21 protein-coding genes are annotated in these 25,462 nt (G+C 62.2%); 15 read left to right on the top strand and 6 right to left on the bottom strand.

The features are described from left to right. Nucleotides 1-139: 139 nt before the first annotated feature. The 3 genes from rpsO to AC1DWQ_RS22255 form a co-directional block, all read right to left on the bottom strand. Nucleotides 140-406, bottom strand: a complete 267-nt coding sequence (rpsO, locus tag AC1DWQ_RS22265) for a 30S ribosomal protein S15 (RefSeq protein WP_348046953.1) — start codon at nucleotides 404-406, stop codon at nucleotides 140-142. Between the two features lie 147 nt (nucleotides 407-553). Then, the gene (locus tag AC1DWQ_RS22260) at nucleotides 554-1,741 is read right to left on the bottom strand and encodes a pyridoxal phosphate-dependent aminotransferase (RefSeq protein WP_477671587.1); all 1,188 of its coding nucleotides are present in this window, start codon (nucleotides 1,739-1,741) and stop codon (nucleotides 554-556) included. A gap of 57 nt (nucleotides 1,742-1,798) precedes the next feature. Then, entirely contained in the window at nucleotides 1,799-3,076 is a 1,278-nt protein-coding gene (locus AC1DWQ_RS22255) for a branched-chain amino acid ABC transporter substrate-binding protein (RefSeq protein ID WP_477671586.1), read from the bottom strand. Nucleotides 3,077-3,217: 141 nt separating this feature from the next. Here AC1DWQ_RS22255 and AC1DWQ_RS22250 point away from each other — a divergent pair, with 141 nt between their 5' ends. After that, complete coding sequence (locus tag AC1DWQ_RS22250; RefSeq protein ID WP_477671585.1) at nucleotides 3,218-3,619, top strand: Hsp20/alpha crystallin family protein; 402 nt, start codon at nucleotides 3,218-3,220, stop codon at nucleotides 3,617-3,619. Nucleotides 3,620-3,717: 98 nt separating this feature from the next. Here AC1DWQ_RS22250 and tsaD read toward each other — a convergent pair whose 3' ends face one another. After that, nucleotides 3,718-4,761 carry a tRNA (adenosine(37)-N6)-threonylcarbamoyltransferase complex transferase subunit TsaD gene (gene tsaD, locus AC1DWQ_RS22245; protein ID WP_477671584.1) on the bottom strand — a complete coding sequence of 348 codons (1,044 nt, stop codon included), beginning with the start codon at nucleotides 4,759-4,761 and terminating at the stop codon, nucleotides 3,718-3,720. A gap of 239 nt (nucleotides 4,762-5,000) precedes the next feature. Here tsaD and AC1DWQ_RS22240 point away from each other — a divergent pair, with 239 nt between their 5' ends. From AC1DWQ_RS22240 to AC1DWQ_RS22205, 8 genes are all read left to right on the top strand, one after another. Then, nucleotides 5,001-5,633 (top strand): ANTAR domain-containing response regulator, encoded by a 633-nt coding sequence (locus AC1DWQ_RS22240; protein ID WP_477671583.1) that lies wholly within the window; start codon nucleotides 5,001-5,003, stop codon nucleotides 5,631-5,633. Between the two features lie 354 nt (nucleotides 5,634-5,987). Then, nucleotides 5,988-7,232, top strand: coding sequence for a CmpA/NrtA family ABC transporter substrate-binding protein (locus tag AC1DWQ_RS22235; protein ID WP_477671582.1), 1,245 nt, complete (start codon nucleotides 5,988-5,990; stop codon nucleotides 7,230-7,232). 60 nt (nucleotides 7,233-7,292) lie between these two features. Continuing rightward, entirely contained in the window at nucleotides 7,293-8,258 is a 966-nt protein-coding gene (gene ntrB, locus AC1DWQ_RS22230) for a nitrate ABC transporter permease (RefSeq protein WP_477671581.1), read from the top strand. A gap of 28 nt (nucleotides 8,259-8,286) precedes the next feature. Next, nucleotides 8,287-9,096, top strand: coding sequence for an ABC transporter ATP-binding protein (locus tag AC1DWQ_RS22225; RefSeq protein ID WP_477648110.1), 810 nt, complete (start codon nucleotides 8,287-8,289; stop codon nucleotides 9,094-9,096). Nucleotides 9,097-9,157: 61 nt separating this feature from the next. Then, nucleotides 9,158-11,299 carry an ATP-binding protein gene (locus tag AC1DWQ_RS22220; protein ID WP_477671580.1) on the top strand — a complete coding sequence of 714 codons (2,142 nt, stop codon included), beginning with the start codon at nucleotides 9,158-9,160 and terminating at the stop codon, nucleotides 11,297-11,299. A gap of 56 nt (nucleotides 11,300-11,355) precedes the next feature. Continuing rightward, complete coding sequence (locus AC1DWQ_RS22215) at nucleotides 11,356-11,727, top strand: response regulator transcription factor (protein WP_457279080.1); 372 nt, start codon at nucleotides 11,356-11,358, stop codon at nucleotides 11,725-11,727. Nucleotides 11,728-11,737: 10 nt separating this feature from the next. Next, nucleotides 11,738-12,196, top strand: a complete 459-nt coding sequence (locus AC1DWQ_RS22210; protein ID WP_431097274.1) for a chemotaxis protein CheX — start codon at nucleotides 11,738-11,740, stop codon at nucleotides 12,194-12,196. 184 nt (nucleotides 12,197-12,380) lie between these two features. Continuing rightward, nucleotides 12,381-13,595: an MFS transporter gene (locus tag AC1DWQ_RS22205; protein ID WP_477671579.1), complete on the top strand. Its 1,215-nt coding sequence runs from the start codon at nucleotides 12,381-12,383 to the stop codon at nucleotides 13,593-13,595. A 703-nt stretch (nucleotides 13,596-14,298) separates the two neighbouring features. Here AC1DWQ_RS22205 and AC1DWQ_RS22200 read toward each other — a convergent pair. After that, nucleotides 14,299-16,047, bottom strand: coding sequence for a bifunctional protein-serine/threonine kinase/phosphatase (locus AC1DWQ_RS22200; protein WP_477671578.1), 1,749 nt, complete (start codon nucleotides 16,045-16,047; stop codon nucleotides 14,299-14,301). A gap of 69 nt (nucleotides 16,048-16,116) precedes the next feature. Beyond that, a complete protein-coding gene (locus tag AC1DWQ_RS22195; protein ID WP_477671577.1) occupies nucleotides 16,117-17,397 on the bottom strand; it encodes a type IV pili methyl-accepting chemotaxis transducer N-terminal domain-containing protein in 1,281 nt (426 codons plus the stop codon). A 250-nt stretch (nucleotides 17,398-17,647) separates the two neighbouring features. On the opposite strand from AC1DWQ_RS22195, the gene AC1DWQ_RS22190 reads away from it, so the two are divergent. The 6 genes from AC1DWQ_RS22190 to cobA are packed head-to-tail and all read left to right on the top strand — an operon-like array spanning nucleotide 17,648 to nucleotide 25,412. Further along, complete coding sequence (locus AC1DWQ_RS22190) at nucleotides 17,648-17,797, top strand: hypothetical protein (RefSeq protein WP_477671576.1); 150 nt, start codon at nucleotides 17,648-17,650, stop codon at nucleotides 17,795-17,797. 52 nt (nucleotides 17,798-17,849) lie between these two features. Beyond that, entirely contained in the window at nucleotides 17,850-20,285 is a 2,436-nt protein-coding gene (gene nirB / locus AC1DWQ_RS22185; RefSeq protein ID WP_477671575.1) for a nitrite reductase large subunit NirB, read from the top strand. Nucleotides 20,286-20,322: 37 nt separating this feature from the next. Further along, complete coding sequence (nirD, locus tag AC1DWQ_RS22180) at nucleotides 20,323-20,745, top strand: nitrite reductase small subunit NirD (RefSeq protein WP_477671574.1); 423 nt, start codon at nucleotides 20,323-20,325, stop codon at nucleotides 20,743-20,745. A gap of 41 nt (nucleotides 20,746-20,786) precedes the next feature. After that, the gene (locus AC1DWQ_RS22175; protein WP_477671573.1) at nucleotides 20,787-23,675 is read left to right on the top strand and encodes a nitrate reductase; all 2,889 of its coding nucleotides are present in this window, start codon (nucleotides 20,787-20,789) and stop codon (nucleotides 23,673-23,675) included. A gap of 43 nt (nucleotides 23,676-23,718) precedes the next feature. Further along, nucleotides 23,719-24,648 (top strand): DNA-binding protein YbiB, encoded by a 930-nt coding sequence (gene ybiB / locus AC1DWQ_RS22170; RefSeq protein ID WP_477671572.1) that lies wholly within the window; start codon nucleotides 23,719-23,721, stop codon nucleotides 24,646-24,648. Beyond that, a complete protein-coding gene (cobA, locus tag AC1DWQ_RS22165) occupies nucleotides 24,645-25,412 on the top strand; it encodes a uroporphyrinogen-III C-methyltransferase (RefSeq protein WP_477671571.1) in 768 nt (255 codons plus the stop codon). The genes ybiB and cobA overlap by 4 nt, the downstream gene beginning before the upstream one ends. Nucleotides 25,413-25,462 lie beyond the last annotated feature (50 nt).

Raw genomic sequence — 25,462 nt, 5'->3', positions numbered from 1 at the left:
ACAAAATGCCTGGAATCAGGGGCCTGACCAGGGCTTTTCTTGTGGAATGACACAGCGCGTGCTCGTTTTGCCTTGCTCCGAAGTAAAAAGCGCCTGAGCTAGTGAACTAACTCAGGCGCTTTCAAATCGTTGCTACCGATTACTTGCGCAGGCCAAGCTTGGCGATCAGCGCGGTGTAACGTTCGGCATCTTTGGACTTCAGGTAGTCCAGCAGCTTGCGGCGGCGGCTCACCATGCGCAGCAGACCGCGGCGACCGTGGTGATCCTTGGCGTTGGCCTTGAAATGGGGGGTCAGTTCGTTGATGCGGCCGGTCAGCAGCGCCACTTGAACTTCAGGGCTGCCGGTGTCGCCGGCGGCGCGTGCGTTGGCCTGAACGATTTCGGCCTTGATTGATTTTGCAATCATGTTTTCTCTTTCTTGCACCGAGGTGCGCTTGCGAGCGAAGCAGCGTTCCCGACATGGGAGTGAATAAACCGCTTTCGTCGTGTTCCGGCATGAAAAAGGCTCAAAAAGAGCCTCAATTTGCGCAGAGCCTTGGATTATAGCCTGAGATCATTCCCCAAGCCAGCGCCTGAGGCGTTCCACCCCCCGCCCCAGCCGAGCGACATCCTGGCTGGCGAAACACCAGCGCAGCCAGCCCTGAGCCTCGGGCCCGGGATTGACCATGAATGCATTGCCGGGCGCCAGGCCCAAGCCCCCCTCCACCACCAGACGTTTGGCGGTCTCCAGAGAGTCCCCGAAGCGCGCCTGGTCTTCCAGGCGGAAAAAGGCGTACATGCCGCCTTTGGCCGGTGCCAACTGCACGCCCGGCACGGCCTGCAGCAGCGGCACCAAAGTGTCGCGGCAGGTTTTCAGATGGGCAACCACCCGGGGCGTGATATCGGCCGTGCGTTCGATGGCCACCAGCCCGGCCCGCTGCACGAACACCGGCGCGCAGGAGGTGTTGAACTCCACCAGCTTGCCCATGTGCGGCGTCATGGCAGCCGGCATCACCAGCCAGCCCAGGCGCCACCCGGTCATCAAAAAGCTCTTGGAAAAGCTGTGAACCACCACGAGGCGGTCTTCGGGCGCGGCGATATCCAGAAAACTGGGGGCGCAACCATTAGGGGTGGGCTCGTAATACAGGCGCTCGTACACCTCGTCCGCCAGAATCCAGGTGCCCGTCTTGCGGCAATGCGCCAGGATGACCTCTTGCTCGGCGCGCGACAGCGTCCAGCCGGTGGGATTGTTGGGCGCGTTGACGATGAGTAGTTTGGTTTTCGGCGTAATGGCGGCCAGCAGTTCGGCCACATCAAGCCGCCACTCGCCTGCCACCGGCTTGAGGCTGACGCATTTGACCTGCGCGCCCATGATGGCCGGCTGGGCCGTCAGGTTGGGCCAGACAGGCGTCACGGCCACGACTTCGTCGCCGGCATCCACCAGCGCCTGCACCGCCAGCATCAGCGCATTGACGCCGCCTGAGGTCACCGCAATGCGTTCGGCCGTGATCGGCGCGGCCCCCGCACAGCGCAGGCCCGCCGCGTAAGCGGCAATGGCCTCCCGCAGCTCTGGCAAGCCCAGGTTTTGCGCATAAAAAGTCTCGCCCTGCTGCAACGACGCAGCCGCCGCCTCGCGGATAAAGGCCGGCGTGACCTCATCGCTCTCGCCAAACCAGAACTTGAGCACATCATCGCGCCCCATGCCCGCGTTGGCCACCTGGCGGATCATCGATTCTTCAAGATCTAAAACAGTTTTTCTCATGGATAGTCCGTCCGCCTGTGCCGGCTTCAATCAATTATTCAATCAGCCAATTTGAACTCAAGGCCGGACCATCTTGCAGCTGTTAGGCTGCTCGGCCTTTTCGGGCGAAATCGTCTTGATGACGCGAAAGCCGTAGCCGGAACCTTCCACGTCAAATTTCACACCCGGCGAACCCTGCTTGCCCATCAATGCCACCAGCAGCGGTTGCTGGAACTGGTGGTCGGCCGAGCGCATCGCGCCTTTGTGGCCCACGAAAGTAACCGAACTACGCTCCAGCTGCGCCGCCACCGCCCCGGCGTCAGCACTGCCCGCTTTGTCAAGGCTTTGGGCCAGCGCCTCAATCATGAGCTGCATGCGCATGTGAACATAGTCGTCCTGAGGCTTGGGAAAGCGCTGGCGAAAGGATAGGTAGAAGGCTTCGGACTGCGCGCCCGCCTCATTCGGGAACCAGTCGGCCACCGCTATCACCTTGCCCACGCCGGCGTCGCCCAGCGCACCCGGCACGCCCAGCGCGTTGCCATAGAAGGTATAGAACTTGCCCTCGTAACCCACTTCCCTTGCCGCCTTGATCAGCAGCGTCAGGTCGTTGCCCCAGTTGCCCGTGAGCACTGCCTGCGCTCCGCTGGCCTTGATCTTCGCGGCATAGGGAATGAAGTCCTTGACACGGCCCAGCGAGTGCAACTCGTCGCCCACGATCTGCACGTCGGGTCGCTGCGCGCCCAGTTGCTTGCGTGCCTCACGCAGCACGGCCTGCCCGAAACTGTAGTCCTGGCCTATCAGGTAAATGCTTTTGAGCGCCTTGTCGTCCCGGAGCACATCCATGAGCGCGGCCATGCGCATGTCTGCATGCGCATCAAAGCGGAAATGCCAGTAGCTGCACTTTTCATTCGTCAGGATCGGGTCGACCGCCGAATAGTTGAGGAACACCACGCGCTTGTTCGGCTCACGCTCGTTGTGCTTGTTGATGGCGTCAATGAGCACCGCCGCAATCGCCGAGGAATTGCCCTGCGCCACGATGGTCACACCGTCGTCAATGGCCGAACGCAAGGCCGCCAGCGCCTCTTCGTTCTGGCCCTTGCTGTCGTAGCGCTCAACGACCAGGTTGCGCGGGCCGCCTGCCAGCTTCACGCCGCCACGCGCATTGACGCGCTCAGTGGCCCAGACGAGGTTGCGGAACACCGCTTCGCCGGTATTGGCGAATGCGCCTGACAGGCTTTCGATCAGCGCAATACGAACAGGTGCCGGGACAGGCGGCTGGCTTGCGGTCTGCGCGAACGCCGCCGCCGAGGCGCAAAGACATAGGGCCATGAGGAAGCGTTTCAAGTGTTTCTGCATAAAAAAATAGACCCTGGTCTTTTGCCTGATTTGGCTTGAATAAACCGCTTGCACACCTAACTGGGGTGCAAGCGGCAATCACGGTGAGCGCCGCGCAGTGTAAGGGGAAAACACCCCTTGTTCATCCATCAAGGAATAGCCATGTTTTACTCTCTCGCCCATCGCCCTGCCCGCGCCTTTCATCGCCACTACGCACCCGTCGTGAGCAACGGCGCCCTGGAAAAATTCCTCAACGACACCTTCTCCTCGTTGTCTGACACCGGCGCCGCCAAGGCCGCCAACGTGGAAGACCTCGAGAAGGCATATACCCTGCAATTCGACGTTCCCGGCCTGGCCCGCGAACAACTGGATATCGGCATTGAAGGCGACGTGGTTCGTGTCTCCAGCAAGGAAGACGCACCCCGCAAAATCAAGGCCGCATGGCGCTTCCCGCTGGAAATCGATACCGCCAACAGCAGCGCCAAACTGGAAAACGGCGTGTTGACCCTGACACTGGGCAAAAAAGTCCCTGTCAGCAACGTCACCCACCTCGACATCCAGTAACCACCGACCAAAGCCGGTTAGCCGTCCCTGCCAGCCGGGGCCGTGGAACCGGCTTTGCCGGGCCGCAGGCGCAGCGGCCCCCTCGGGGGGACGGGGAACTACGCGGCGCGAGCGACCGTGGGGGTCAAACTCCAGCGCGGCTTCACATCAAACGTGTAGTCGCGCTGAAGCGTTTCAAGCCCCGCCTGCAGCCGCATGCCGGCCGCCAGCGCAATCATGGCGCCGTTGTCGGTGCACAAATGCAGTTCCGGGTAATGCACACGAATACCGCGTTGCTTGCACACGGCATTGAGCTGGCTTCGCAGCAGCGCATTGGCGCCCACGCCGCCCGCCACCACCAGGCGTTTGAGCCCGGTTTGCGCCATGGCGGCCAGTGATTTTTTCACCAATACCTCCACGATCGCCGCCTGCGTGGATGCCGCGAGGTCGGCCTTGCGGCTGTCCAGCTCCGCACCCAATTTTTTGGCCTGAGTCAGCACTGCGGTTTTGAGCCCGGCAAATGAAAAATCCAGGTCACCACTGTGCAGCAAGGGTCGCGGCAACTTGAAGGCCGCGCAGTCGCCGTGCTCAGCCAGCTTCGACAGATGGGGCCCGCCGGGATAAGGCAAGCCCATCAGCTTGGCCGACTTGTCAAAAGCCTCACCTGCCGCATCGTCAATGGTTTCACCGAGCAATTCGTAACTGCCGACCCGGTCCACCCGCATCAGCTGGGTATGGCCGCCAGACACCAGCAGCGCCACAAAAGGAAACTCGGGCGGGTCGGCGCTCAGAAAGGGCGACAGCAAATGCCCTTCCAGGTGATGCACACCCATCGCAGGCTTGCCCAGCGCCGCCGCCAGCGAGCAAGCAACACCCGCCCCCACCAGCAGCGCACCCGCAAGCCCAGGGCCGCGTGTATACGCCACCACATCCACTTGCGCCAGGCTGCTGCCCGCCTCGGCCATCACCTGATGCGTCAAAGGCAAGACACGCCGGATATGGTCCCGGCTCGCCAGCTCAGGCACCACACCACCATAAGCCTGGTGCATGTCGATCTGGCTGAACAAGGCGTGCGACAGCAGGCGCGGCACGCCACTGCCGCTGGCATCCACCAGCGCCACACCGGTTTCATCGCAACTCGATTCGATTCCCAAGACTCTCATCCTTCGAGTGTAAAGCCCCCCGTTCAGGCTCACTACGTGTAGCCTGCCCCCTCAAGGGGGCGGTGCCTGCGGTCTGGCAAAGCCAGTCCCGCGGCTCCCGCTGGTTGAGCCCCTCCTCAACCCAGCATGAGCCCTGGAACCGGCTTTGCCGGGCCGGAGGGCGGGCAGACCCCTCGGGGAGGTAAGGAGTTACACGCAGTGAATGACCGTGGGGGCACGTTTCTTGCACTAAATCCTGCATGACGCCGTCCCAATCCCTGCGCCTTGTCATCATCGCCCCGGACCTGCTGGAGTCCGTGTCCGATGACGACCATGCGCGGGAGCTGGCCGAGCGCTCGCGCCAGCTGCGCATCGGATTGCTGGAAAACGGTTACAACATCGTCGCGGTGCTCCCGGCCGATACCTTCCTGGACGAGCGCCTGGCGCAACTGCAACCCGACATGATCATCGTGGACGCCGAAAGCGAGGCCCGCGATTCGCTGGAGCATGTGGTGATGGCGACGCGGGACGCCCGTCGGCCCATCGTGCTGTTCACCAACGACAACGACACCAGCCACGTGAAGGATGCCGTCGCCGCCGGCGTGTCGGCCTATGTAGTGGCCGGCCTCTCCCCGGACCGCATTCGGCCTATCCTGGACGTGGCCATGGCGCGCTTTGAGCACGAGCAGGGCCTGCGCAAGGAACTGGCACACGCCAAAACAGAGCTGCATGACCGAAAAGTCATAGACCGGGCCAAGGGCATGCTGATGCAGCGCCAGGGCCTGACCGAACAGGCCGCCTTCGAAAAGCTGCGCAAGGCAGCGATGGATAAGGGCCTGCGGCTGGGCGAAGTCGCCCAGCGCATGCTCGACGCCCTGGATTTGCTGGGATAAATCCCGGGCCTGATCTCAGGTAACCCTCAATTGGTGCACCGCACAAATACGGTGCAAGCATCAAACCACCGCCTCGCACCGCCTTTCCCCGCAGCCACTGGTGCAGGCAGTGCGTCCGGGCACTTTCCCTTCTCAAAACGACCCGCTGTCACAGCACTCAGCATCGCTGGCACAGCTTTTGCAATGCCCTAGGCACTGGTCAAAGATGGCCAACCGGCACAGCACTTCAATGGCGAAGTGTGTGGTGCCCCCAAGGAACAAAGGCGTTCGCACCCTGCATCACGTTCAACGTGTTGCCCGGGTCGAGCGCCTTTTTGTTTTTGTCTTTCGTTTTAACTATCAGGAGCCGCTGACATGACTGAACTGCTGAAATCTTCGCTGACTCGCCGTACCGTGCTGCAGGCCGCGGCCGTGGGCGCCGTGGGCATCAACCCCGCCCTGCGCGCTGCCGTCTATGCCCAGGGCTCAGACGCACCAGAGAAGAAGGAAGTCAAGATCGGCTTCATTCCGCTGACCGACTGCGCCTCGGTGGTCATGGCCTCAGTGCTGGGCATTGACCAGAAATACGGCGTCAAGATCATCCCGACCAAGGAAGCCAGCTGGGCCGGCGTACGCGACAAGCTGGTCAACGGCGAACTGGACTTCGCCCATGTGCTCTACGGCCTGGTCTACGGCGTCCACATGGGCACAGCCGGCCCCAAGAAAGACATGGCTGTGCTGATGACGCTCAACAACAACGGCCAGGCCATCACGCTGTCCAAGAAACTGGCCGACAAGGGCGCCATCGACGGCCCGGGCCTGGCCAAGCTCATGGCCAGCGACAAGCGCGAATACACCTTCGCCCAGACCTTCCCGACCGGCACGCACGCCATGTGGCTTTACTACTGGCTGGCCGCCAACGGCATCAACCCGATGAAGGACGCCAAGGTCATCACCGTGCCGCCACCGCAAATGGTGGCCAACATGCGCGTGGGCAACATGGACGGCTTCTGCGTGGGCGAGCCCTGGGGCCACCGCGCCATCATCGACGGCATAGGCGTGACCGCCGTGACCACCCAGGACGTCTGGAAAGACCACCCTGAAAAAGTGCTGGGCACCACGGCCGACTTCGTCAAAAAATACCCCAATACAGCGCGCGCCGTGACCGCCGCCATCATCGAAGCCGGCAAGTGGATTGACGCCAGCCTCTCCAACAAAAACAAGATGGCCGAGACCGTGGCCGACAAGAGCTACGTCAACACCAGCGTGGACGCCATCAACCAGCGCATCCTGGGCCGCTACCAGAACGGCATGGGCAAGACCTGGGACGACCCGAACTACATGAAGTTCTACAACGACGGTGCGGTGAGCTTCCCTTACCTGTCCGACGGCATGTGGTTCCTCACGCAGCACAAACGCTGGGGCCTGATCAAGGAGCATCCGGACTACCTGGGCATCGCCAAACAGATCAATCACATCGACGTCTACAAACAGGCCGCGACGGCTGCCAAGGCGAGCGTTCCCAAAGACATCATGCGCAGCAGCAAGCTGATGGACGGCACGGTGTGGGACGGCAAGGACCCGAAAAAATACGCCGACAGTTTCAAGGTTCACGCCTGAACACCCACGCTATATCCACGCTACACCCCACCCAACCTTCCCACGTAAAGAGGTGACGCCATGGTCAGTGCCGTATTTCACAACCCGCTGGAGGCGGCAACCCCTGCAAGCCGCAGCAACGAAAGGCCCAGAGAGGCCGTCGCTATCAATTCGATAGCTGGCGGCGCTTATCCAACGGGCTCCGCAGCCAAAAACAACATGAACGTTTCAATAAAACCCATGCCCGCCACCAAGCCATCCCGCGATGCCTCCTGGCTCTGGCTCACCATCCTGCCCCCCCTGTTGGGCCTCGGTTTGCTGGTGCTGATCTGGGAGCTTGTTTTCATGGGCACGGCCGGCAGCATTCCCTCGCCCAAAGACACCTTTGTGCAGGCGGTGCAGATCTTCAGCGACCCGTTTTACAGCAAGGGGCCGAATGACCAGGGCGTGGGCTGGAACGTGCTGTCGTCGCTCAAGCGCGTGGCCATGGGCTTTGGCATGGCGGCCGTCGTCGGCATACCGGTCGGCTTCATGATCGGTCGCTTCAATTTTTTGAGCCGCATGTTCAACCCGCTGATCAGCCTCTTGCGCCCGGTGTCGCCGCTAGCCTGGTTGCCGATTGGTCTGCTGGTCTTCAAGGGTGCCAACCCGGCTGCTATCTGGACCATCTTCATTTGCTCCATCTGGCCCATGATCATCAACACGGCTGTCGGTGTACAACGCGTGCCGCAGGACTACATGAACGTGGCGCGTGTGCTCAATCTCAGCGAGTGGAAGATCGTGACCAAGATCCTCTTTCCTGCCGTGCTGCCCTACATGCTGACCGGCGTTCGTCTGGCTGTCGGCACCGCCTGGCTGGTGATCGTGGCCGCCGAGATGCTGACCGGTGGCGTCGGCATCGGCTTCTGGGTCTGGGACGAGTGGAACAACCTCAACGTCAAGAACATCATCATCGCGATCTTCGTGATCGGCATCGTCGGGCTGGTGCTGGAGTTCGCACTGATCAAGCTTGCAACAGCCTTCACGTTTGAAGAAGTCAAGAACTGAACCGCTCGAACAAAAGGAGAACCAAGCCATGACATCCTTCACTACCAAGTACATCGAGATCCAGGGCGTAGAGCAAACTTTCAAGACCAAAAAGGGGCCGTTCTGCGCACTGCAGAACATCAACCTCACGGTAGCCAAGGGCGAGTTCGTCACACTGATCGGCCATTCAGGCTGCGGCAAATCCACGCTGCTCAACCTGATTGCCGGCCTGACCACACCCACCGAGGGCAGCCTGCTGTGCGCCAACCGCGAAATCGCCGGCCCCGGACCCGAGCGGGCCGTCGTATTCCAGAACCATTCGTTGCTGCCCTGGCTCACCTGCTTCGAGAACGTTTACCTTGCCGTCGAGCGGGTTTTTGCGGCCACGGAAAACAAGGCCCAGCTCAAGGCCCGCACCGACGCCGCACTGGCCATGGTCGGGCTGACGCCAGCGGCGCAAAAACGTCCCGGCGAGATTTCGGGCGGCATGAAGCAGCGCGTCGGCATTGCACGCGCACTGTCGATGGAACCCAAGGTGTTGCTGCTGGACGAGCCTTTCGGTGCCCTTGATGCGCTGACCCGCGCCAAGCTGCAGGATGAACTGCTGCAGATCGTCGCCACCACGCAAAGCACGGTCGTGATGGTGACCCACGATGTCGACGAAGCCGTTCTCCTGAGCGACCGCATTGTAATGATGACCAACGGTCCCGCCGCCACGATCGGCGAAGTGTTGCCAGTAGAGCTGCCCCGCCCACGTTCCCGCGTGGCGCTGGCCGAAGACATCCGTTACCTGGGTTACCGCAAGGCCGTGATCGATTTCCTTTACACCCGCCAGGGCCACGTCGAAAAAGCAGCCTGAAAAGGCCAGACCGGAAAAGCGGCAAACAAGCCGCTCCGGGATTTTCAAAGGGAGGTTTTTAATGTCTGCAGTTTTGCCAATCCCCGGCGCCGACAGAATCGCCCATGGCGCACCAGCCAGCACGCGGCCGTCAGCATCGCACGGCCTCTCCTCGCTCGGCAAGTACCGTGAAATCATCATCGCAGTCGCGTTTTTCCTGCTGTTTGACCTGGGTGTGCTGGTCCTGAACTTCTACACCTCGTTCAAGATTGACCAGGACACCGTGGCCATCAACCTTTCCGGCCGCCAGCGCGTCGTCTCGCAACGCGTCGCGCGCACCCTGCTGGAGCTTGATGCCATGCGCGTCTCGGGTGCGCCCTACAGGGCCGACACCCTGGCGGAGCTGCGTGCGGGCGCCAAAATCTTCCAGGTGTCGCAGCTGGCGTTTCGCGAAGGCGGCACCATTCCCGGCGGCGACGGCAAACCTGTCTACCTGGAGCCGGTGGTGTCCAGCCGCGGCCGTGAGCTCGAGGAAAAGGTGGAGCAAATCTGGAAGCCCTACTTCGCCCTGCTCCAGCCGCTGCTGGCAGGCGACAACTTCACGCAGCAGGAATTGGCCGCCGCGCTGGCCTACAGCCAGACCTACAACATCCAGCTGCTGGGCGCGGCCAACGACTTCGTGACCGAAACGCAGCAGATAGGCGCCTCGCGTGCCAGCGTGCTGCGCATGGTGCAAACCGGCGGTATCGTGCTGGCACTGCTGAATTTCGCCTTCATTCTGTTCAAGTTCCTGCGCCGCCTCAAAACTTCAGACGCCGCGATTGAAGCTGCCACCGAAGAAAACCGGGAGATTCTCGCCAGCGTGCGCGAAGGCCTGTTCCTGCTGACACCCCAACACCAGCTCGGTTCCCAGTTGTCCCGTTCGACCCATGCACTGTTCGGCAAAACGCTGGCACCGGGGCAAAACTTCTTCTACCAGCTGTCCACCCTGGTTTCCGACAAGGCATTGACCGATGCGCGGGACTATGTCGAGTTGCTGTTCTCTCCACACGTCAAGGAGCAGCTGATCCAGGGCATCAACCCGCTGTCGGAGGTGGAACTCACCGTCAGGAACCGGCTGGGCCAGGACACCAAGCGCTACCTTTCGTTCCATTTCAACCGGGTGCAGGACGGCAACACCGTGCGGCATCTGCTGGTCACCGTGCAGGACATCACGCAAAAAGTCGAGTTGCAGGCCCGGTTGACCGGCGAACGCCAGCGCTCGCAAAAAGAGCTGTCCATGATGCTCAAGGCTTTCGAGACGGAGCCGGCCATGATGCGCGCTTTTGTAGAGCGAGCTGAAGCGTCCCTGCTGGAAGTCAACGACCTGCTGCGAAGCACTTCATCAGCCGCCTCGGAAGTCCAGGTGCTCAAAGCTGTGGACGGCGCCTACCGCCGCATCCACGCCTTCAAGGGCGACGCAGCGTCGCTCGGACTGGAAATCCTGGCCACACTGGCCCATCAGTTCGAAAGCGAGTTGCAAAAGCTCAAGGACAACGGCGCCGCCACCGGCGACGCTCTGCTGGCCCTGCCTTTGCCGCTCGAGGACCTGCTGGCCAAGGTCGGCGCCTTCAAGGCGCTGGGCCAGAAGCGCTCAGGCGGTGACACGGCGCCCGCCCCGGACGGTTCCGCATCGCAAGGACTGAACGCCGTGCTGACCCAGCTGGCGAACGAGGTCGGCACCGACTGCGGCAAACGCGTGGATGCCGAGGTGCGTATGGGGAGTGCCCAGGACATGCCGGCCGACAAGATGAACCTGCTGCGCGAAATCGCCATCCAGCTTCTGCGTAACGCCGTGGTGCACGGCGTGGAGGTGCCATCCGTGCGGCGCGCTGCGGGCAAGGCGGAGTCCGGGCGGATTACCGTCAACCTCACCCGGAACGAAGACGGCCAGTGGCAGCTCAGCGTGCGCGACGATGGCGCGGGCCTGAATGCGGCCGACGTTCGCCGCCGTCTGCTTGAACTGGGCTGGTATACGCCTGAGCAGCTGCAAAGCTTCAGCGAGCAGCAGATCGTTGCACATATTTTCAAGCCGGGCTTTTCCACGGCCGGTGCCACCTCCCGCCACGCAGGCCGCGGCGTGGGCCTGGACCTGGTGCAGACCAACGTGCAGCAGCTGGGGGCGCGCCTGCTGCTCTCCAGCACGCCCGGCCAGCACACCGAATTCAAGGTTTCTTTTTCCTGAATTTTCCTGAAGCAATCCAGCAATGGCCATCACAAACCCCACACAGGAGCTTCTCCATGCGACTGCTGATTGTTGACGACTCCAACATGATCCGGACCCGGATTTCGAGAGTGGTGCAAAACGGCGGCATCAAGGGCGTGGTGCTCGCAGGCCTGGCCAAAAACGGCCTTGAAGCCGTGCGGCTGGCCCGGGCAACCCGCCCCGAGGTCGTCACCATGGACCTGACCATGCCTGAGATGGACGGCATTGAATGCATCACCGCATTGCTGAAGTTCGACCCGTCCATCAAGATACTGGTGGTCAGCGCGCTCAGCGACAAATCGACAGCCATCCAGGCACTCAAGCTGGGCGCCCGCGGATTCGTTGCCAAACCCTTTACCGACGAAGAGCTGCAGATTGCACTGCTCGACGTTGCAGACGTGCGCTAAGGACATTGTTATGGCCACACTGAACGAAAACGACCTCAAGCTCTTTGTCGATTCCATCCGGCATTACCTCAAGATCACGACCCGGCAGGAACCGCAGATCACCTCGGCCTATCTCGGCACGGGAGATATCGAAGCCTTTGAATTCAACGGCATCGTGACCTTTTCCGGAAGCCACAACGGACATGTGGTGGTGTCCATGCCGGGGAAACTGGTGCGCGAGATTTTGCTGCTCCAGCATGAAACCGACCTCAGCGATGGCAACTTGCTTGATGCGGTGGGTGAAATCGCCAACACCCTGGCAGGCAATGCACGCAAGGCTTTGGGGTCCGAGCTGCAGATTTCAGTGCCGATCAAGCTGCAGGGTGCGCAGGGCATGAAAGCCCGGGTACGCAAGCGCCCCTACGTGATCACCTTGCGCTGGAACCACTACGCGGCAATGGTCTGCGTCGACATGGACCGCAAAAACTAGCCCGCGACCTCGGTCGGCTTGGTTGATTCGCACGGCTGCACGCACGCAATGTGTGCGTCGCACCAAAAGAAACCGCAACTCAGGCTCAAATTGCGCTGCAAGGGTGCATTTTGAGTGCCCCAAGTTGGCATGCTTTTCGCACTGTTTCTGTGAATCAACCATCTTCACAGAAAGAGCTTGCACCATGGCGGGGTTTCGTAATTTTCTCAAGGCTGGCCACGCGCCCACACTGGGTGCGGCGTTTTTCTACTTCGCGTTTTCGTGCTGCATCTGGGTCATGAACGGCGCCATGGCGCCTTTCATTTCGGAAACCTACAAGCTCTCGCCCACAGAAAAAGGCGTGATGCTGTCGGTTCCCATCTTCGCCGGCGCGCTGATGCGCTTTCCGCTGGGCGTGCTGGCGCAATACATTGGCCGCAAAAATGCCACGCTGGTCGAAATGGGCCTGATCATGGTGGCGCTGCTGTTCGGCTACTTCGTGGTTGACTCCTACAGCAGCCTGCTGGCCATGGGCGTGCTGCTGGGCATTGCCGGCGCCAGTTTCGGCGTGGCGCTCAGCCTGGGTTCGGGCTCCTTCCCTCCCCGTTACAAGGGCCTGGCCATGGGTCTGGTCGGTGCGGGCAACGTGGGCACCGCTGTCTCCGTGCTTGTCGCGCCGGCGCTGGCGCAGCGCTTCGGCTGGCAGTCGGTCTACGGCATTGCTGCCGTAGCCATGCTGCTGCCGATGATCGCGATGATTCTTTTTGCCAAAGAACCCGACGATGTGGACAGCCACGCCACCCTGCGCGAACACGTGGCCTGCCTGTTCGAAAAAGACGGCTGGGCTTTCAGCCTGATCTACGCCGTGAGTTTTGGCGGCTTCATCGGGCTGGCGACGTTTTTGCCTTCCTACTACTACGACCAGTTCGGCGTCAGCAAGGTGCAGGCCGGGCAGCTGTCGATGCTGGCAGCCTTCATGGGCGCGGCGCTGCGCATCTTCGGCGGCTGGATCTCGGACCGCTGGGGCGGCGTGAACACCTTGAGCGTCGTGCTGCTGACGATTGCCGCCACGCTCGTGGCATGCGGCCTGGCCAGCAAATCCCTGGTGGCCACCACCTTGCTGGTCATGCTGTGCTTTGCCGCACTGGGTGCAGGCAATGGCGCCCTTTTCCAGCTGGTACCGCTACGCTGGCCCCTGGCTACTGCGGTAGCCGGCTCCATGATCGGGGAAATCGGCGCACTGGGCGGCGGCCTGGTGCCCAATGCCATGGGTATCTCCAAGCAGTATGCGGGCACTTACATGTGGGGTTTCTTCTTTTTTGCAGCCTTGTCGCTGGGCATGCTGGTGATGCTGCGGGTGATGCAGATTCGGTGGACACGAACCTGGGCGGAGAAAGGTGGACGGGCGAGGACTGCTTGAGGATGCGCCTTTAGCTGAGGCCGCTGGCCGGGGTTGCCCGGCGGCAAGTAACTTTCTTTTGCGTCGCCAAAAGAAAGTCACCAAAGAAAAGGCGACCCTGCTGTTTGCGACCCTACGCTTCGCTTCGGGCAACCTGCGGTGCTCGGTTCAGGCGGGGTCTCGCTCGAACTCGCTTCGCTCAGACAATCGCGATCCCTGATCCGCCTGAACCTGCGCTCCTCGGCGCAGACAGAAGGGGTAATCGGGAGCGGGGACTGAAGACAAATACCAACTCCAATACCAACAAGGACACGCCATGGCGTGTCCTTGTTTCTTCAGGTATTCGGGGTTTGTCTTTGGCTGTTTGGTATTCCTGTCTCCACCCCCTTGTGTATGCGCCGAGGAGCGCAGGGCCAAACGGATCAGGGCAAAAACTTGTTTGAGCCGCAGGCGAGTTGTTTTTGACCCCGGCTGGACCGAGCACCGCAGGTTGCCCGTAGCGAAGCGCGGGGACGCAGGAACCAGGGTCGCCTTTTCTTTGCTTACTTTCTTTTGGCGAAGCAAAAGAAAGTGAGTTGCATGCCGGGCAACCCCCGGCCAGCAGGATTCAGACGAGAGCGCCTCCATCAAACTAACAACAACCCCAAAAAAAGGCCGCTATCAATTCAATAGCTACTTGCGCCCGTCCCCATTGCCCCACAGCCCAATTCAATACTCACCCACCCTACCTCGGCAAAAACAGCAACCAGTAAATCAACAACACGTTGACCAGCACACTCACGCCCAGCAGCAGCTTCCACAACATCACAGGATCCCGCTGGATCAAAGGCGTGGCCTGCGGTGCTGTCAGCGGCCGCGAGGCGCCCCGCTCCAGCGCCAGCAACAATTCTTCGGCGGTTTCGAAGCGCCGGCGCTTGTCGCGCGCCACGGCCTTGAGCACGATGTGGTCCAGCCAGATGGGCACTTCGGGATTGATGCGGCTGGGCGCAACAGGGTCGCGGTAATACCGCCCAGCCTGGTAGGGCAGCACCTCTCCATACGGCAGGCGCGCGGTCAGCAACTGGTACAGCGTCACACCCAGCGCGAACAAATCGCTTTGCGCATCGGGCAGCTCCTCCGGCCCATCTGTGCTGCTTGCGCTGAAGCCCCATTGCTCGGGATTGATAAAACTGGGCGTGCCGGCGTGCAGCTTTCGCATCGCTTCGGGCTCGCGCCCGCTCAATGCCACGCCGAGATCCAGCAGCCGTAGCACGCCATCTTCGCCCTGATGGAGATTGGCGGGCTTGATGTCGCGATGGATCACGCACTGGCGGTGCAATCGGCCCAGCGCCCGCGCGGCCTGGGTGGCCACGCCCAGCACCTGCTCCACGCTGAACTTGTGGCGGCGGTCAAGCTGCTGCTGAAGTGTCTCGCCGCTGTGCCAGTCATACAGCAGGTAAAACGCGCTGCGCTCCTGACCGTTCGGCAGGCGTTCATGGAGGTTGACCAGATGCCCTGCAGCCCTGCCCGACTGCATGCGCAGGGCCAGCCAGGCCTCGTGGGCCAGCATGGCACGCTCTTCTTCATCATGCGACCTCGACGGGTGCAGCGTCTTGAGGGCATACAGCACCCGTGTAGCGGGATCGCGCACCTGATACAGCACATTGATGCCGTTGTCGGCCACCGGCGCCGTTACACTCAGGCCGTCCATCACATCGCCCACCTTCAGGCGGGGCGGAATGGGCAAGGTCTGCGCAATGCGGTTGACGTCCTGCAGTGTTGCGTCGAGCAAGCCGCGCACCCGCACCACTACGGCCGTCACGTTGTCGTTGCTGCCGGCCGCCAGGGCCGCCTCGACCAGGTTCTGACTTGCAAGCTGGGCGTCGGCAGACGCCTCAAGATCGGCAAAACCCTGCAGCCGCACGTCACGCACCACGCCGTGCACGCCGTCCGTCAGCAGCACAAAAACATCGCCGACCTGCAGGTCACCCTGCATGTAGTCCACCACCACATGGTCCTCGGCCCCCACCGAACGCAGCAACTGGTGCCGAAAGTCCGGGTGATTGACTGCATGGTCGTGCGTGAGCTGCTGGGTTTTGCCGCCGCGCAGCAGATAGGCCCGCGAATCGCCGACATGCGCCAGCGTGTACGACTGCCCGCGCAGTACCAGCGCCGTGAGGGTGGTCAGGCCCATGGCCGGACTGCGGCGCTGGTTGATACCCGCCAGCCAGGCGTTTTGCGCCCCGATGATGCGGTCCAGGGCCACGGTGGTGTCCCACGTTTCGGGCGTGCCGTAGTAGTCACGGACCAGGCTGGTCACGGTGGTCTGCGCCGCCTCACGGCCCATGCCGCCTGTGCTCACGCCATCGGCAATCGCCACGATGGAACCCATACCCTCCTGCCCCGCCTCGGGCAGCATCGCAGCGCAAAAGTCTTCGTTGGTGTTCTTGCGGCCCGCCAATGAAGCGAAGCCAATGTCCAGATCAAATGCCATGCACCAAGATAAGCAAGTTTAATGCCCGAATTTGGTGCATCGCAACAATACACGACTGGCGTGCAGGCCCTAGCCCACCAGCATTTGCATGCTGTGTTCGTACTGGGCCGACAGCTGCTCAAAGACGTCGAGGAGGTCTTCGCTGGCCGTCGCCAGACCCTCCAGGCGCCGGGGATCTTTGTCCATGGCAAGCGCGCCCTCGCGCATGTGCTGCCAGCTGATGGCCGCCCGGTCCAGCGACAGGCGGATGTCCTTGCTGGTCAGCGGAATGTCGTTCAGGTATTGCAAGGCCTGCTCGAATGCCGCCTGGGACTCGGCCATGCCGGCCTCGCTGCGGGCCAGCGTTGCCTTGCCACCCGTGGCCCTGAGCAGGGCATATTTGGCAAAACGCTGGCTCAGCATGCGCTGCCGGCCAGCCAGGTTCAGCATCTGCAAGGGAGGCATTGCGCCGGCGCTCTCCAGGCTGCTGGTCATGCGCTCGGCATCCTGCAAAAGCAGGTCTGCCAGTTCATCCAGGTGAGCCATGCTGCCAGCGGCGGGCGTGTCCTGCAAGGCAATCTTGAGCCGCCCCCAGGTAATGGACACCTGCCCGAGCAGGTCTCCAAATGTGGGCTGCGAAAGGCTTTTCCCCAGCGAAACCAGGTTGGCGTCGATGCGCAGCACCGACTCTTTCAGCAGCTCTTTGGCCCGGGCGGCCTGCACCCCCGCAAGCTGCAGCAGGGCAAGCTTGACCAGCCGCTGCGACAACATGCGCAACTGGCCGGAACGGTTGACATCCTCGGCGAAGCGCGCCGAATGGATGATGTGCTCCGACACCTGCCCCAGCCGCTGGTTGGTATGCATGGAGGCTGTCCGCAAAATGTGGAAAGCGTCGTCGTCCGACATCTGCCGGGCCCGCATCAAAATACCTTTGGCCCGGTCCACCGCCTTGCGCTCTTCAAGCCGGCTGGCGGCCTCCTGCACCTGGGCACGCAGGGCCTGCTCGCGGGTAAAACGCGCCTTGGCGAGGTGAATGAGGGGCCGCAGGCGCTGCGCACCATAACCGTTGACCACATAGGCATGAACCCCCACCTCGGTGGCCCGCGTGATCTTTCCCGCGTCTGTGTCGCTGGTGAAAACAATGACGGGACACGGCGCCGTGTCAGCCACCAGCTGCAGCACCTTGAAAAGCTCATCACCCGGAAGCGGGTCATGGCAAATCACCACATCGGGTGCTTGCCGAAGCACTTCCTGCACCAGTTTGCTGCGCTCATCCACAGGCCCCAGTACCTGGATACCAGCTGCCTCCAGGTCTGAAACCAGGGGATGTGCGCCACCAGGGCCGTTCAGGTTTACCAATGCGGAGGTCATACAAATCAAGAGGTTAAGCGGGGAACAGCGACACAGTTCGCAAGTCGCAGGCCATGCCACCGCCACGCCGGTGCCGGGAAAGCTGCGAATCCCAATGATATGGCACAAGTCTTGCGTCATTTGCAGCGGGCGTAACGACGCGCCCAACCTTAGCGAATGCACTGCGGGTTCTGCGCACAACGACGTGCGTAATGGTGTGCCTCATACCGGGTTGACAGCCCGGATCCCTGTTTTTCCGGGAGAGAGCATCATGATTTCCACTCAATTTTTGACAAATCAGACAGATCCGCTGGTGTTGGCGAACTACCGCTGCGTTGCTGCGCCTTATCCCGGCGCCGAGGCCATTCACCGCGCCCAGCCCGCCCGTTGCCCATCTGCTGCCGCGTTCGCCGTGGCATGACGCTTGCACATTGGACCTTGAAAATGACATCGAATCAATCTGGAGTAGCCCCATGAAAAAATCAAAACTGGTGATGGTCGGCAATGGCATGGCCGGCGTTCGCACCCTTGAGGAGCTGCTCAAGGTCGCCCCCGACCTCTACGACATTACAGTCTTCGGCGCCGAGCCCCATCCCAACTACAACCGCATCCTGCTCAGCCCCGTGCTGGCCGGTGAGCAGACGCTCGACGAAATCGTGCTGAACAGCTGGGACTGGTACAAGGACAACCACATTACGCTGCATGCCGGCAAAAAAGTGGTTGAAGTGGACCGCATCAAGCGCGTGGTCCGCGCCGAAGACGGCACCGAAGAGGAATACGACCGCCTGCTGATGTGCACCGGCTCCAACCCCTTCATCCTGCCCGTGCCCGGCAAAGACCTCAAGGGCGTGATTGCCTACCGCGACATCGCCGACACCAACGAGATGATCGCCACAGCCCAGAAGTACAAAAAAGCGGTGGTCATCGGCGGCGGCCTGCTGGGCCTGGAAGCGGCCAACGGCCTGATGCTGCGCGGCATGGAAGTCACCGTGGTGCACGTCATGCCCTGGCTGATGGAGCGCCAGCTTGACGACGTGGCGGGCAAGCTGCTGCAAAAATCCCTGGAAGACCGCGGCCTCAAGTTCATGATCGGCGCGCAGACGCAGGAACTGGTGGGTGGTGAAGACGGCCGCGTGACCTCGATCAAATTCAAGGATGGCACGGAAGTGGCCACTGACCTCGTGGTCATGGCGGTCGGCATCCGGCCGAACACACAGCTCGCGGAATCCATGCGCCTGCACTGCAACAAGGGCATCGTGGTCAACGACACCATGCAGACCGTCACCGATGCGCGCATCTACTCGGTCGGCGAATGCGCAGCCCACCGCGGCATTGCCTATGGCCTCGTGGCCCCGCTGTTCGAACAGGCCAAGGTTGCAGCCAACCACCTGGCGCAGTTCGGCATAGGCCGCTATTCCGGCTCGCTCACGTCCACCAAGCTGAAGGTCACCGGCATCGACCTCTTCAGCGCCGGTGAATTCATGGGTGGCAGCGGCGCTGAAGAAATCGTGATGAGTGACCCCTTTGGCGGCGTCTACAAAAAACTCGTCATCAAGGACGACAAACTCATCGGCGCCTGCCTTTACGGCGACACCGTGGACGGCAGCTACTACTTCAAGCTGCTGCGTGATGGCCGCAGTGTGGCCGACATCCGCGACAAGCTGATTTTCGGAGAGTCCAACCTCGGCGACGCAGGCCACGAAGGCCAGAACAAGGCCGCACTGATGGCCGACGACGCCGAAGTCTGCGGCTGCAACGGCGTCAACAAGGGCACGATCTGCAAGGCCATCAAGGAAAAGGGCCTGTTCACGCTCGATGAAGTACGCAAGCACACCAAAGCCAGCGCATCGTGCGGCTCCTGCACCGGGCTGGTCGAACAGATCCTCATGTTCACCGCCGGCGGCGACTACTCGGCCACGCCCAAGCTCAAGGCCATGTGCGCCTGTACCGACCACGGCCACCAGGCGGTGCGTGACGCCATCCGCGCCAACAAGCTGCTCAGCATCTCTGACACCTTCAAGTTCATGGACTGGAAGACGCCCAACGGCTGCGCCACCTGCCGCCCTGCCGTCAACTACTACCTGATCAGCACCTGGCCAAAACAGGCCAAGGACGATCCGCAAAGCCGCTTCATCAACGAACGCAGCCACGCCAACATCCAGAAAGACGGCACCTACAGCGTCATCCCGCGCATGTGGGGTGGCGAGACCACGGCGAGTGAGCTGCGCCGCATCGCCGACGCGGTCGATAAATACAAGATCCCGACCGTCAAGGTCACCGGCGGGCAGCGTATCGACTTGCTGGGCGTCAAGAAGGAAGACCTGCAGAACGTCTGGAAAGACATCGGCATGCCTTCCGGCCACGCCTACGCCAAAGCCCTGCGCACAGTCAAAACCTGCGTGGGCAGCGAATGGTGCCGCATGGGCACACAAGACAGCACGCAAATGGGCAAGGACCTGGAGCGCGCCATGTGGCGCATGTATGCACCGCACAAGGTCAAGTTTGCCGTGAGCGGCTGCCCGCGCAACTGCGCCGAATCCGGCATCAAGGACGTCGGCATCATCGGTGTCGATTCGGGCTGGGAGATGTACATCGCCGGCAACGGCGGCATCAAGACGGAAGTGGCCCACTTCTTCACCAAGCTCAAGACGGCCGCCGAGGTGCTCGAATACACCGGCGCCTTCTGCGAGCTCTACCGCCAGGAAGGCTGGTACCTGGAGCGCACGGTGCACTACGTCAACCGCGTCGGCCTGGACTATGTGAAGAAAAAAATCCTGGAAGACCACGAAGGCCGCAAAGCCCTGTGGGAGCAACTGCAGTTTGCGCTGGACGGTGAACCGGACCCCTGGTTCGACCTGAAGGAAGCGTCGGTAGACGCCCGTCAGTTCGAAAAACTCACGCCCGCCTGACCGGCTGCCCGTCTTAAGCCTGAATTGAGAGATCACTATGTCTGAATGGAAAAAAATCTGCCTGGTCACCGACATCCCGGTGCTCGGCTCGCGACGTGTCTCACGCGCCAAAGGTATTGACGTGGCCGTGTTCCGCAATGACCAGGACCAGGTGTTTGCGCTGCTGGACCGCTGCCCGCACAAGGGCGGCCCGCTGTCGCAGGGCATCGTGTTCGGCACCAGCGTGGCCTGCCCCCTGCACAACTGGACCATCGGCCTGGCGGACGGCTGCGCCAAGCAGCCCGACGAAGGCTGCACGCCCAAATTCACCTGCAAGGTGGAAACAGGCCAGGTCTTCCTCGACGCTGTCGAGCTGGACACGCTGGCGCTGGATTTGCACCCCCCCCGCGCCGGCCCGGGTGCAACCAGTGGCGCATTGGGTGATGAGAGCTTCAGCGTGCAGGCGCCTCACACGGCATAAACCGCATCACCGGAATAAACACGAAGGCTCCCTGAACATTCATGACTGATACCCGATCAACTTGCCCGTATTGCGGTGTCGGCTGTGGAGTGATTATTGAGTCGCAAGGCGACGAAATCACCGGGGTACGCGGTGACCCGGATCACCCGGCCAATTTCGGGCGGCTGTGCACCAAGGGCTCAACGCTGGCGCTGACCGCGACGGCGGCCGTTACGCGACAGACGCGCTTGCTGCAGCCGATGCGGCGCGAACATCGGCATGAAGCGCCCAAGCCGGTGTCCTGGGACAACGCGCTCGGCTTTGCCAGCGAAAGCTTTGCGCAGATCATCCGCGAGCATGGGCCCGATGCGGTCGGTTTTTACATTTCAGGCCAATTGCTGACGGAAGACTATTACGTCTTCAACAAGCTGGCCAAGGGTTTGATCGGCACCAACAACGTCGACACCAACTCGCGCCTGTGCATGAGCAGCGCGGTGGCGGGTTACAAACAAACGCTGGGCGCAGACGCACCGCCTGCCTGCTACGACGACGTGAACCACGCACAGTGCATTTTCATTGTCGGCAGCAACACCGCCTATGCGCACCCGATTCTGTTTCGCCGCATTGAAGACGCCAAGGCGGCCAACCCGGCGATGAAAATCATTTTTTGCGACCCGCGCCGTACCGACACGGCCGAGATCGCCGACCTCTACCTGGGTATACAGCCGGGCACCGATGTGTCGCTCTTTAACGGCATGCTGCACATCATGCTGTGGGAAGGCTGGGTTGACGCGGCCTACATTGCGGCGCACACCACGGGCTTTGACGCGCTCAAGGCCACGGTGCGCGACTACACGCCCGACCTGGTGGCCGAGACCTGCGGCATCAAAAAAGAAGACCTGCTGGCTGCCGCGAAACTCTTCGCCACTTCGGCCACCACGCTGAGCCTGTACTGCCAGGGCCTGAACCAGTCCAGCAGCGGCACCGCCAAGAATGCCGCACTCATCAACCTCCACCTGGCCACAGGCCAGATCGGCAAACCGGGCGCCGGCCCCTTTTCATTGACGGGGCAGCCCAATGCCATGGGCGGGCGCGAAGTGGGCGGCCTGGCCAACCTGCTGAGCGCGCACCGCGACCTGGCCAACCCCGATCACCGCGCCGAAGTTGCTGCGCTGTGGGGCATCCCCTCTGTGCCTGAGACACCGGGCAAGACAGCTGTTGAAATGTTCCAGGCCGCGGCGGACGGCGAGATCAAGGCACTGTGGATTGCCTGCACCAACCCGGCTCAGTCCATGCCCGACCAGGCCACGGTGCGCCGCGCGATGGAGCGCGCCGAACTGGTGATCGTGCAGGAGGCCTTTTCCACCACGTCGAGCTGCGACTACGCCGACCTGCTGCTGCCGGCCACGACCTGGGGCGAAAAAATCGGCACGGTGACCAATAGCGAACGCCGCATCAGCCGCGTGCGGCCGGCCGTGGCTGCGCCGGGGCAAACGCGGCATGACTGGTCGATTGCGGTGGACTTTGCCCAGCGGCTTGAGAAGCTGCTGCCCGGCCGCACGGCAAGCGGCACTACCCTCTTCCCTTATTCACTCACCGATGAAGCCACCGGCGCGGAAACCATCTGGAACGAACACCGCGAATCCACCCGCGGCCGCGACCTCGACATCACCGGCTTGAGCTACGCCCTTCTGGACGATGGGCCGCAGCAGTGGCCCTTCAAGCCGGGCGATACGGCCGGCAAAGTGCGGCTGTATGAAGACGGCATCTTCCCCACCACCGATGGCAAGGCCCGCTTTGTCAACACCGTCTACAAGCCGGTGGCCGAACCACGCGAATCACGTTATCCGTTTTCCCTGACCACCGGACGGCTGCGCGACCAGTGGCACGGCATGAGCCGCACCGGCACGCTGGGGCGCCTGTTCGGCCACGTGGCCGAGCCCTGCGTGCAAATGAATGTGCAGGACATGGCGCGGCGCCTCTTGAAAGACGGCGATCTGGTGCATGTGACATCCAAGCGCGGCTCCATCGTGGTGCCGCTGCAGGCCTCACCCGAGGTGGCGGTGAGCCAGGCCTTTATCGCCATGCATTGGGGCGAAGAGTATTTGAGCGGCCAGTCGACCGGCGGCACACCGCTGGCGGGTGTCAATGCGCTCACCACCTCGGCTTATTGCCCCAGCTCCAAACAACCCGAACTCAAGCACGCTGCGGTGAAGATCCTGAAAGCCGAAATGCCGTGGACGCTGCTGGCGATGGCCTGGCTGCCCGAGGGCGATGCGCTGGCGGCGCGTGAGCAGCTCAAGCCGCTGATGGCGCAATTTCCCTTCACCAGCTGCGTACCGTTTTCCAACAACACACCGCTGGCCGACCGCAGCCTCGAACGCACCGGCGTGCTGTTTCGCGCGGCCAGCCATGAGGCGCCGCCTGACGAAACACTGGCCGCGCTGGAACGCATCCTCGGGTTGGATGCGGCCGATGTGCTGCGCTACGCCGACCGCAAAAAAGGCCAGCGACGCACCATGCGCCTGGTGCGCAACGGAGGCGACGCCCACCTCGCAGGCTTTGTGCTGGCGGGAGATACCAGCGCCCAGGCCTGGATCAAAACCCTGCTGCAGGACGAGCTGGCCGCGCAGTCCTACGGCCGCCTGTTGTTGCTGCCCGGCGCCAGGCCACCGGTGGCGGTGCAGTCGCGCGGCAAGCCGGTGTGCACCTGCTTTAACGTCAGCGACATGGCCATTGACGAACACCTGTCGCTACTGGCAACCGGCGGCGGCGGGGCCGGCCACCTGGGCACCGACGAAGAGCGGCTGGCGTCCCTGCAGTCCACGCTCAAGTGCGGCACCAACTGTGGTTCGTGCGTGCCGGAACTCAAGCGCCGGGTGCGGTCGTCGCGCAACGACGCTCCACCTTCAGCACCCCGTACCGTGATCCCCATCCGGCAAGTGGCTTAAGTTCATAACGAAAAGTTATCTGCGTTAGCGGACAATCACCTTTATGGGCATTAGCCAATACATCAAGGAAATCGGTCGCGGCAAGGATGGCGCCCGCGCTTTGTCGCGCGAGCAAGCCACCGACCTGATGGGCCAGGTGCTGGACGGCACGGTGACCGATCTCGAAATTGGCGGCTTTTGCCTGGCCATGCGCATCAAGGGTGAAACGCCCGAAGAGATGGCGGGTTTCCTCGATGCGCTGCACCAGCGCCTCAATCACCTGCCCGTCAGCGACAGCCCCACCGTGGTGCTGCCCAGTTACAACGGCGCGCGCAAGTTGCCGGTGCTTACGCCGCTGCTGGCGCTGCTGCTGGCGCGTGAGGGCGTTCCAGTGCTTATCCACGGCACACCCACCGAATCGAGCCGGGTTTTTGCATCAGAAGTGCTCCTGGCCCTAGATATACCTGCGCAAGCAGCTATTAAAAAGATAGCAAATGGCGAGGTGGTGTTTGCCCCGACCGAGCTGCTGCTGCCGGCGCTGAAACGCCTGCTGGACGTGCGCCGCGCGGTCGGCCTGCGCAACCCGGCACACAGCCTGGTCAAGATCATGACGCCCTGCCTGGGCAAAAGCCTGGTCGTCAGCAGCTACACACACCCGGAATACGCGGTGTCGATGGCGCAAACCTTTGAGCTGACAGGCGCCAATGCGCTGCTGCTGCGCGGCACCGAAGGCGAAGTGGTGGCCGATGCGCGCCGCATGCCGCAGATGGAAGCCTTCGTCGGCGGGCAGCGCTCACTGCTGCAAGAGACACAGCCCGGCACGCTGGCCTCCATTCCCGACTTTCCCAAAACAGTGGACGCAGCCGCCACAGCGGACTACATTCGCGCCGTGCTCGCAGGCGACCTGCCTGTGCCGCCTTCGATCGCCCGTCAGGTGGAACATATCTTGCACTTGCTCCCTCAAATCAAGCAGCCTCACATCACGACATCATGAACAACGGAAAAGTCACTTTGGTAGGCGCAGGCCCCGGCGATCCGGAACTGCTGACCCTCAAGGCACTGAAAGCCATCCAGCGCGCCACCGTGCTGCTGGTGGACGACCTCGTCAGCGACGAGATTGTGGCGTTTGCGCGGCCCGAGGCCCGCGTCGTGTATGTGGGCAAGCGCGGCGGCTGCAAGTCCACGCCGCAGGCCTTTATTGAAAAGCTCATGCTGATGGCCGCGCGCGAAGGCGAAGAGGTCGTGCGGCTCAAGGGCGGCGACCCATTCATCTTCGGCCGTGGCGGCGAAGAAGTTGAACACCTGCGCGCCGCGGGCATTGAAGTGGAAATCATCAACGGCATCACCGCCGGCCTGGCCGCCGTCACTTCGCTGGGCGTGCCGCTCACGCACCGCGAGCACGCGCATGGCGTGGTGTTTGTCACCGGGCATGCCAAACCCGGCGACACCGGCACCGACTGGAAGGCCCTGGCCGCCACCGCGCACAGCGCACGCCTCACACTGGTGATTTATATGGGCGTCAGCGGCTCCGAGCGCATCCAGGACGAGCTGCTTTCGGGCCTGCCCGCCGCTACGCCGGTGGCCGTGATCCAGAGCGCCTCGCTGCCCACGCAGCGCCACATCACCACCACGCTGGGCGCGCTGGCCGGCGCCATCCGCGAAGCCGGCCTGGTCAGCCCCTCCGTCATCGTGGTGGGTGACGTGATCAGCGGTATAGCGCTCGCCGCCGCGCATCCTGACGCAGTCCGCGTGGCCTAAGCGCCTGTTTACGATCTAAACACGCGTCACACCGCTGTCATGCGCTGTGC

This window comes from Polaromonas sp. P2_G11 (assembly GCF_056403595.1).
This window is presented reverse-complemented; position numbering and strand designations above follow the sequence as displayed.

Excerpts from the sequence above, each read along its gene's own strand:
- ntrB (WP_477671581.1), top strand. The coding sequence starts at position 7,293 with ATGGTCAGTGCCGTATTTCACAACCCGCTGGAGGCGGCAACCCCTGCA.
- AC1DWQ_RS22255 (WP_477671586.1), bottom strand. The coding sequence starts at position 3,076 with ATGCAGAAACACTTGAAACGCTTCCTCATGGCCCTATGTCTTTGCGCC.
- AC1DWQ_RS22240 (WP_477671583.1), top strand. The coding sequence starts at position 5,001 with ATGACGCCGTCCCAATCCCTGCGCCTTGTCATCATCGCCCCGGACCTG.
- AC1DWQ_RS22250 (WP_477671585.1), top strand. The coding sequence starts at position 3,218 with ATGTTTTACTCTCTCGCCCATCGCCCTGCCCGCGCCTTTCATCGCCAC.
- AC1DWQ_RS22215 (WP_457279080.1), top strand. The coding sequence starts at position 11,356 with ATGCGACTGCTGATTGTTGACGACTCCAACATGATCCGGACCCGGATT.
- nirD (WP_477671574.1), top strand. The coding sequence starts at position 20,323 with ATGTCTGAATGGAAAAAAATCTGCCTGGTCACCGACATCCCGGTGCTC.
- AC1DWQ_RS22190 (WP_477671576.1), top strand. The coding sequence starts at position 17,648 with ATGATTTCCACTCAATTTTTGACAAATCAGACAGATCCGCTGGTGTTG.
- tsaD (WP_477671584.1), bottom strand. The coding sequence starts at position 4,761 with ATGAGAGTCTTGGGAATCGAATCGAGTTGCGATGAAACCGGTGTGGCG.
- AC1DWQ_RS22225 (WP_477648110.1), top strand. The coding sequence starts at position 8,287 with ATGACATCCTTCACTACCAAGTACATCGAGATCCAGGGCGTAGAGCAA.
- cobA (WP_477671571.1), top strand. The coding sequence starts at position 24,645 with ATGAACAACGGAAAAGTCACTTTGGTAGGCGCAGGCCCCGGCGATCCG.
- AC1DWQ_RS22260 (WP_477671587.1), bottom strand. The coding sequence starts at position 1,741 with ATGAGAAAAACTGTTTTAGATCTTGAAGAATCGATGATCCGCCAGGTG.
- ybiB (WP_477671572.1), top strand. The coding sequence starts at position 23,719 with ATGGGCATTAGCCAATACATCAAGGAAATCGGTCGCGGCAAGGATGGC.
- nirB (WP_477671575.1), top strand. The coding sequence starts at position 17,850 with ATGAAAAAATCAAAACTGGTGATGGTCGGCAATGGCATGGCCGGCGTT.
- AC1DWQ_RS22235 (WP_477671582.1), top strand. The coding sequence starts at position 5,988 with ATGACTGAACTGCTGAAATCTTCGCTGACTCGCCGTACCGTGCTGCAG.
- AC1DWQ_RS22200 (WP_477671578.1), bottom strand. The coding sequence starts at position 16,047 with ATGGCATTTGATCTGGACATTGGCTTCGCTTCATTGGCGGGCCGCAAG.
- AC1DWQ_RS22205 (WP_477671579.1), top strand. The coding sequence starts at position 12,381 with ATGGCGGGGTTTCGTAATTTTCTCAAGGCTGGCCACGCGCCCACACTG.
- AC1DWQ_RS22210 (WP_431097274.1), top strand. The coding sequence starts at position 11,738 with ATGGCCACACTGAACGAAAACGACCTCAAGCTCTTTGTCGATTCCATC.
- rpsO (WP_348046953.1), bottom strand. The coding sequence starts at position 406 with ATGATTGCAAAATCAATCAAGGCCGAAATCGTTCAGGCCAACGCACGC.
- AC1DWQ_RS22195 (WP_477671577.1), bottom strand. The coding sequence starts at position 17,397 with ATGACCTCCGCATTGGTAAACCTGAACGGCCCTGGTGGCGCACATCCC.
- AC1DWQ_RS22220 (WP_477671580.1), top strand. The coding sequence starts at position 9,158 with ATGTCTGCAGTTTTGCCAATCCCCGGCGCCGACAGAATCGCCCATGGC.
- AC1DWQ_RS22175 (WP_477671573.1), top strand. The coding sequence starts at position 20,787 with ATGACTGATACCCGATCAACTTGCCCGTATTGCGGTGTCGGCTGTGGA.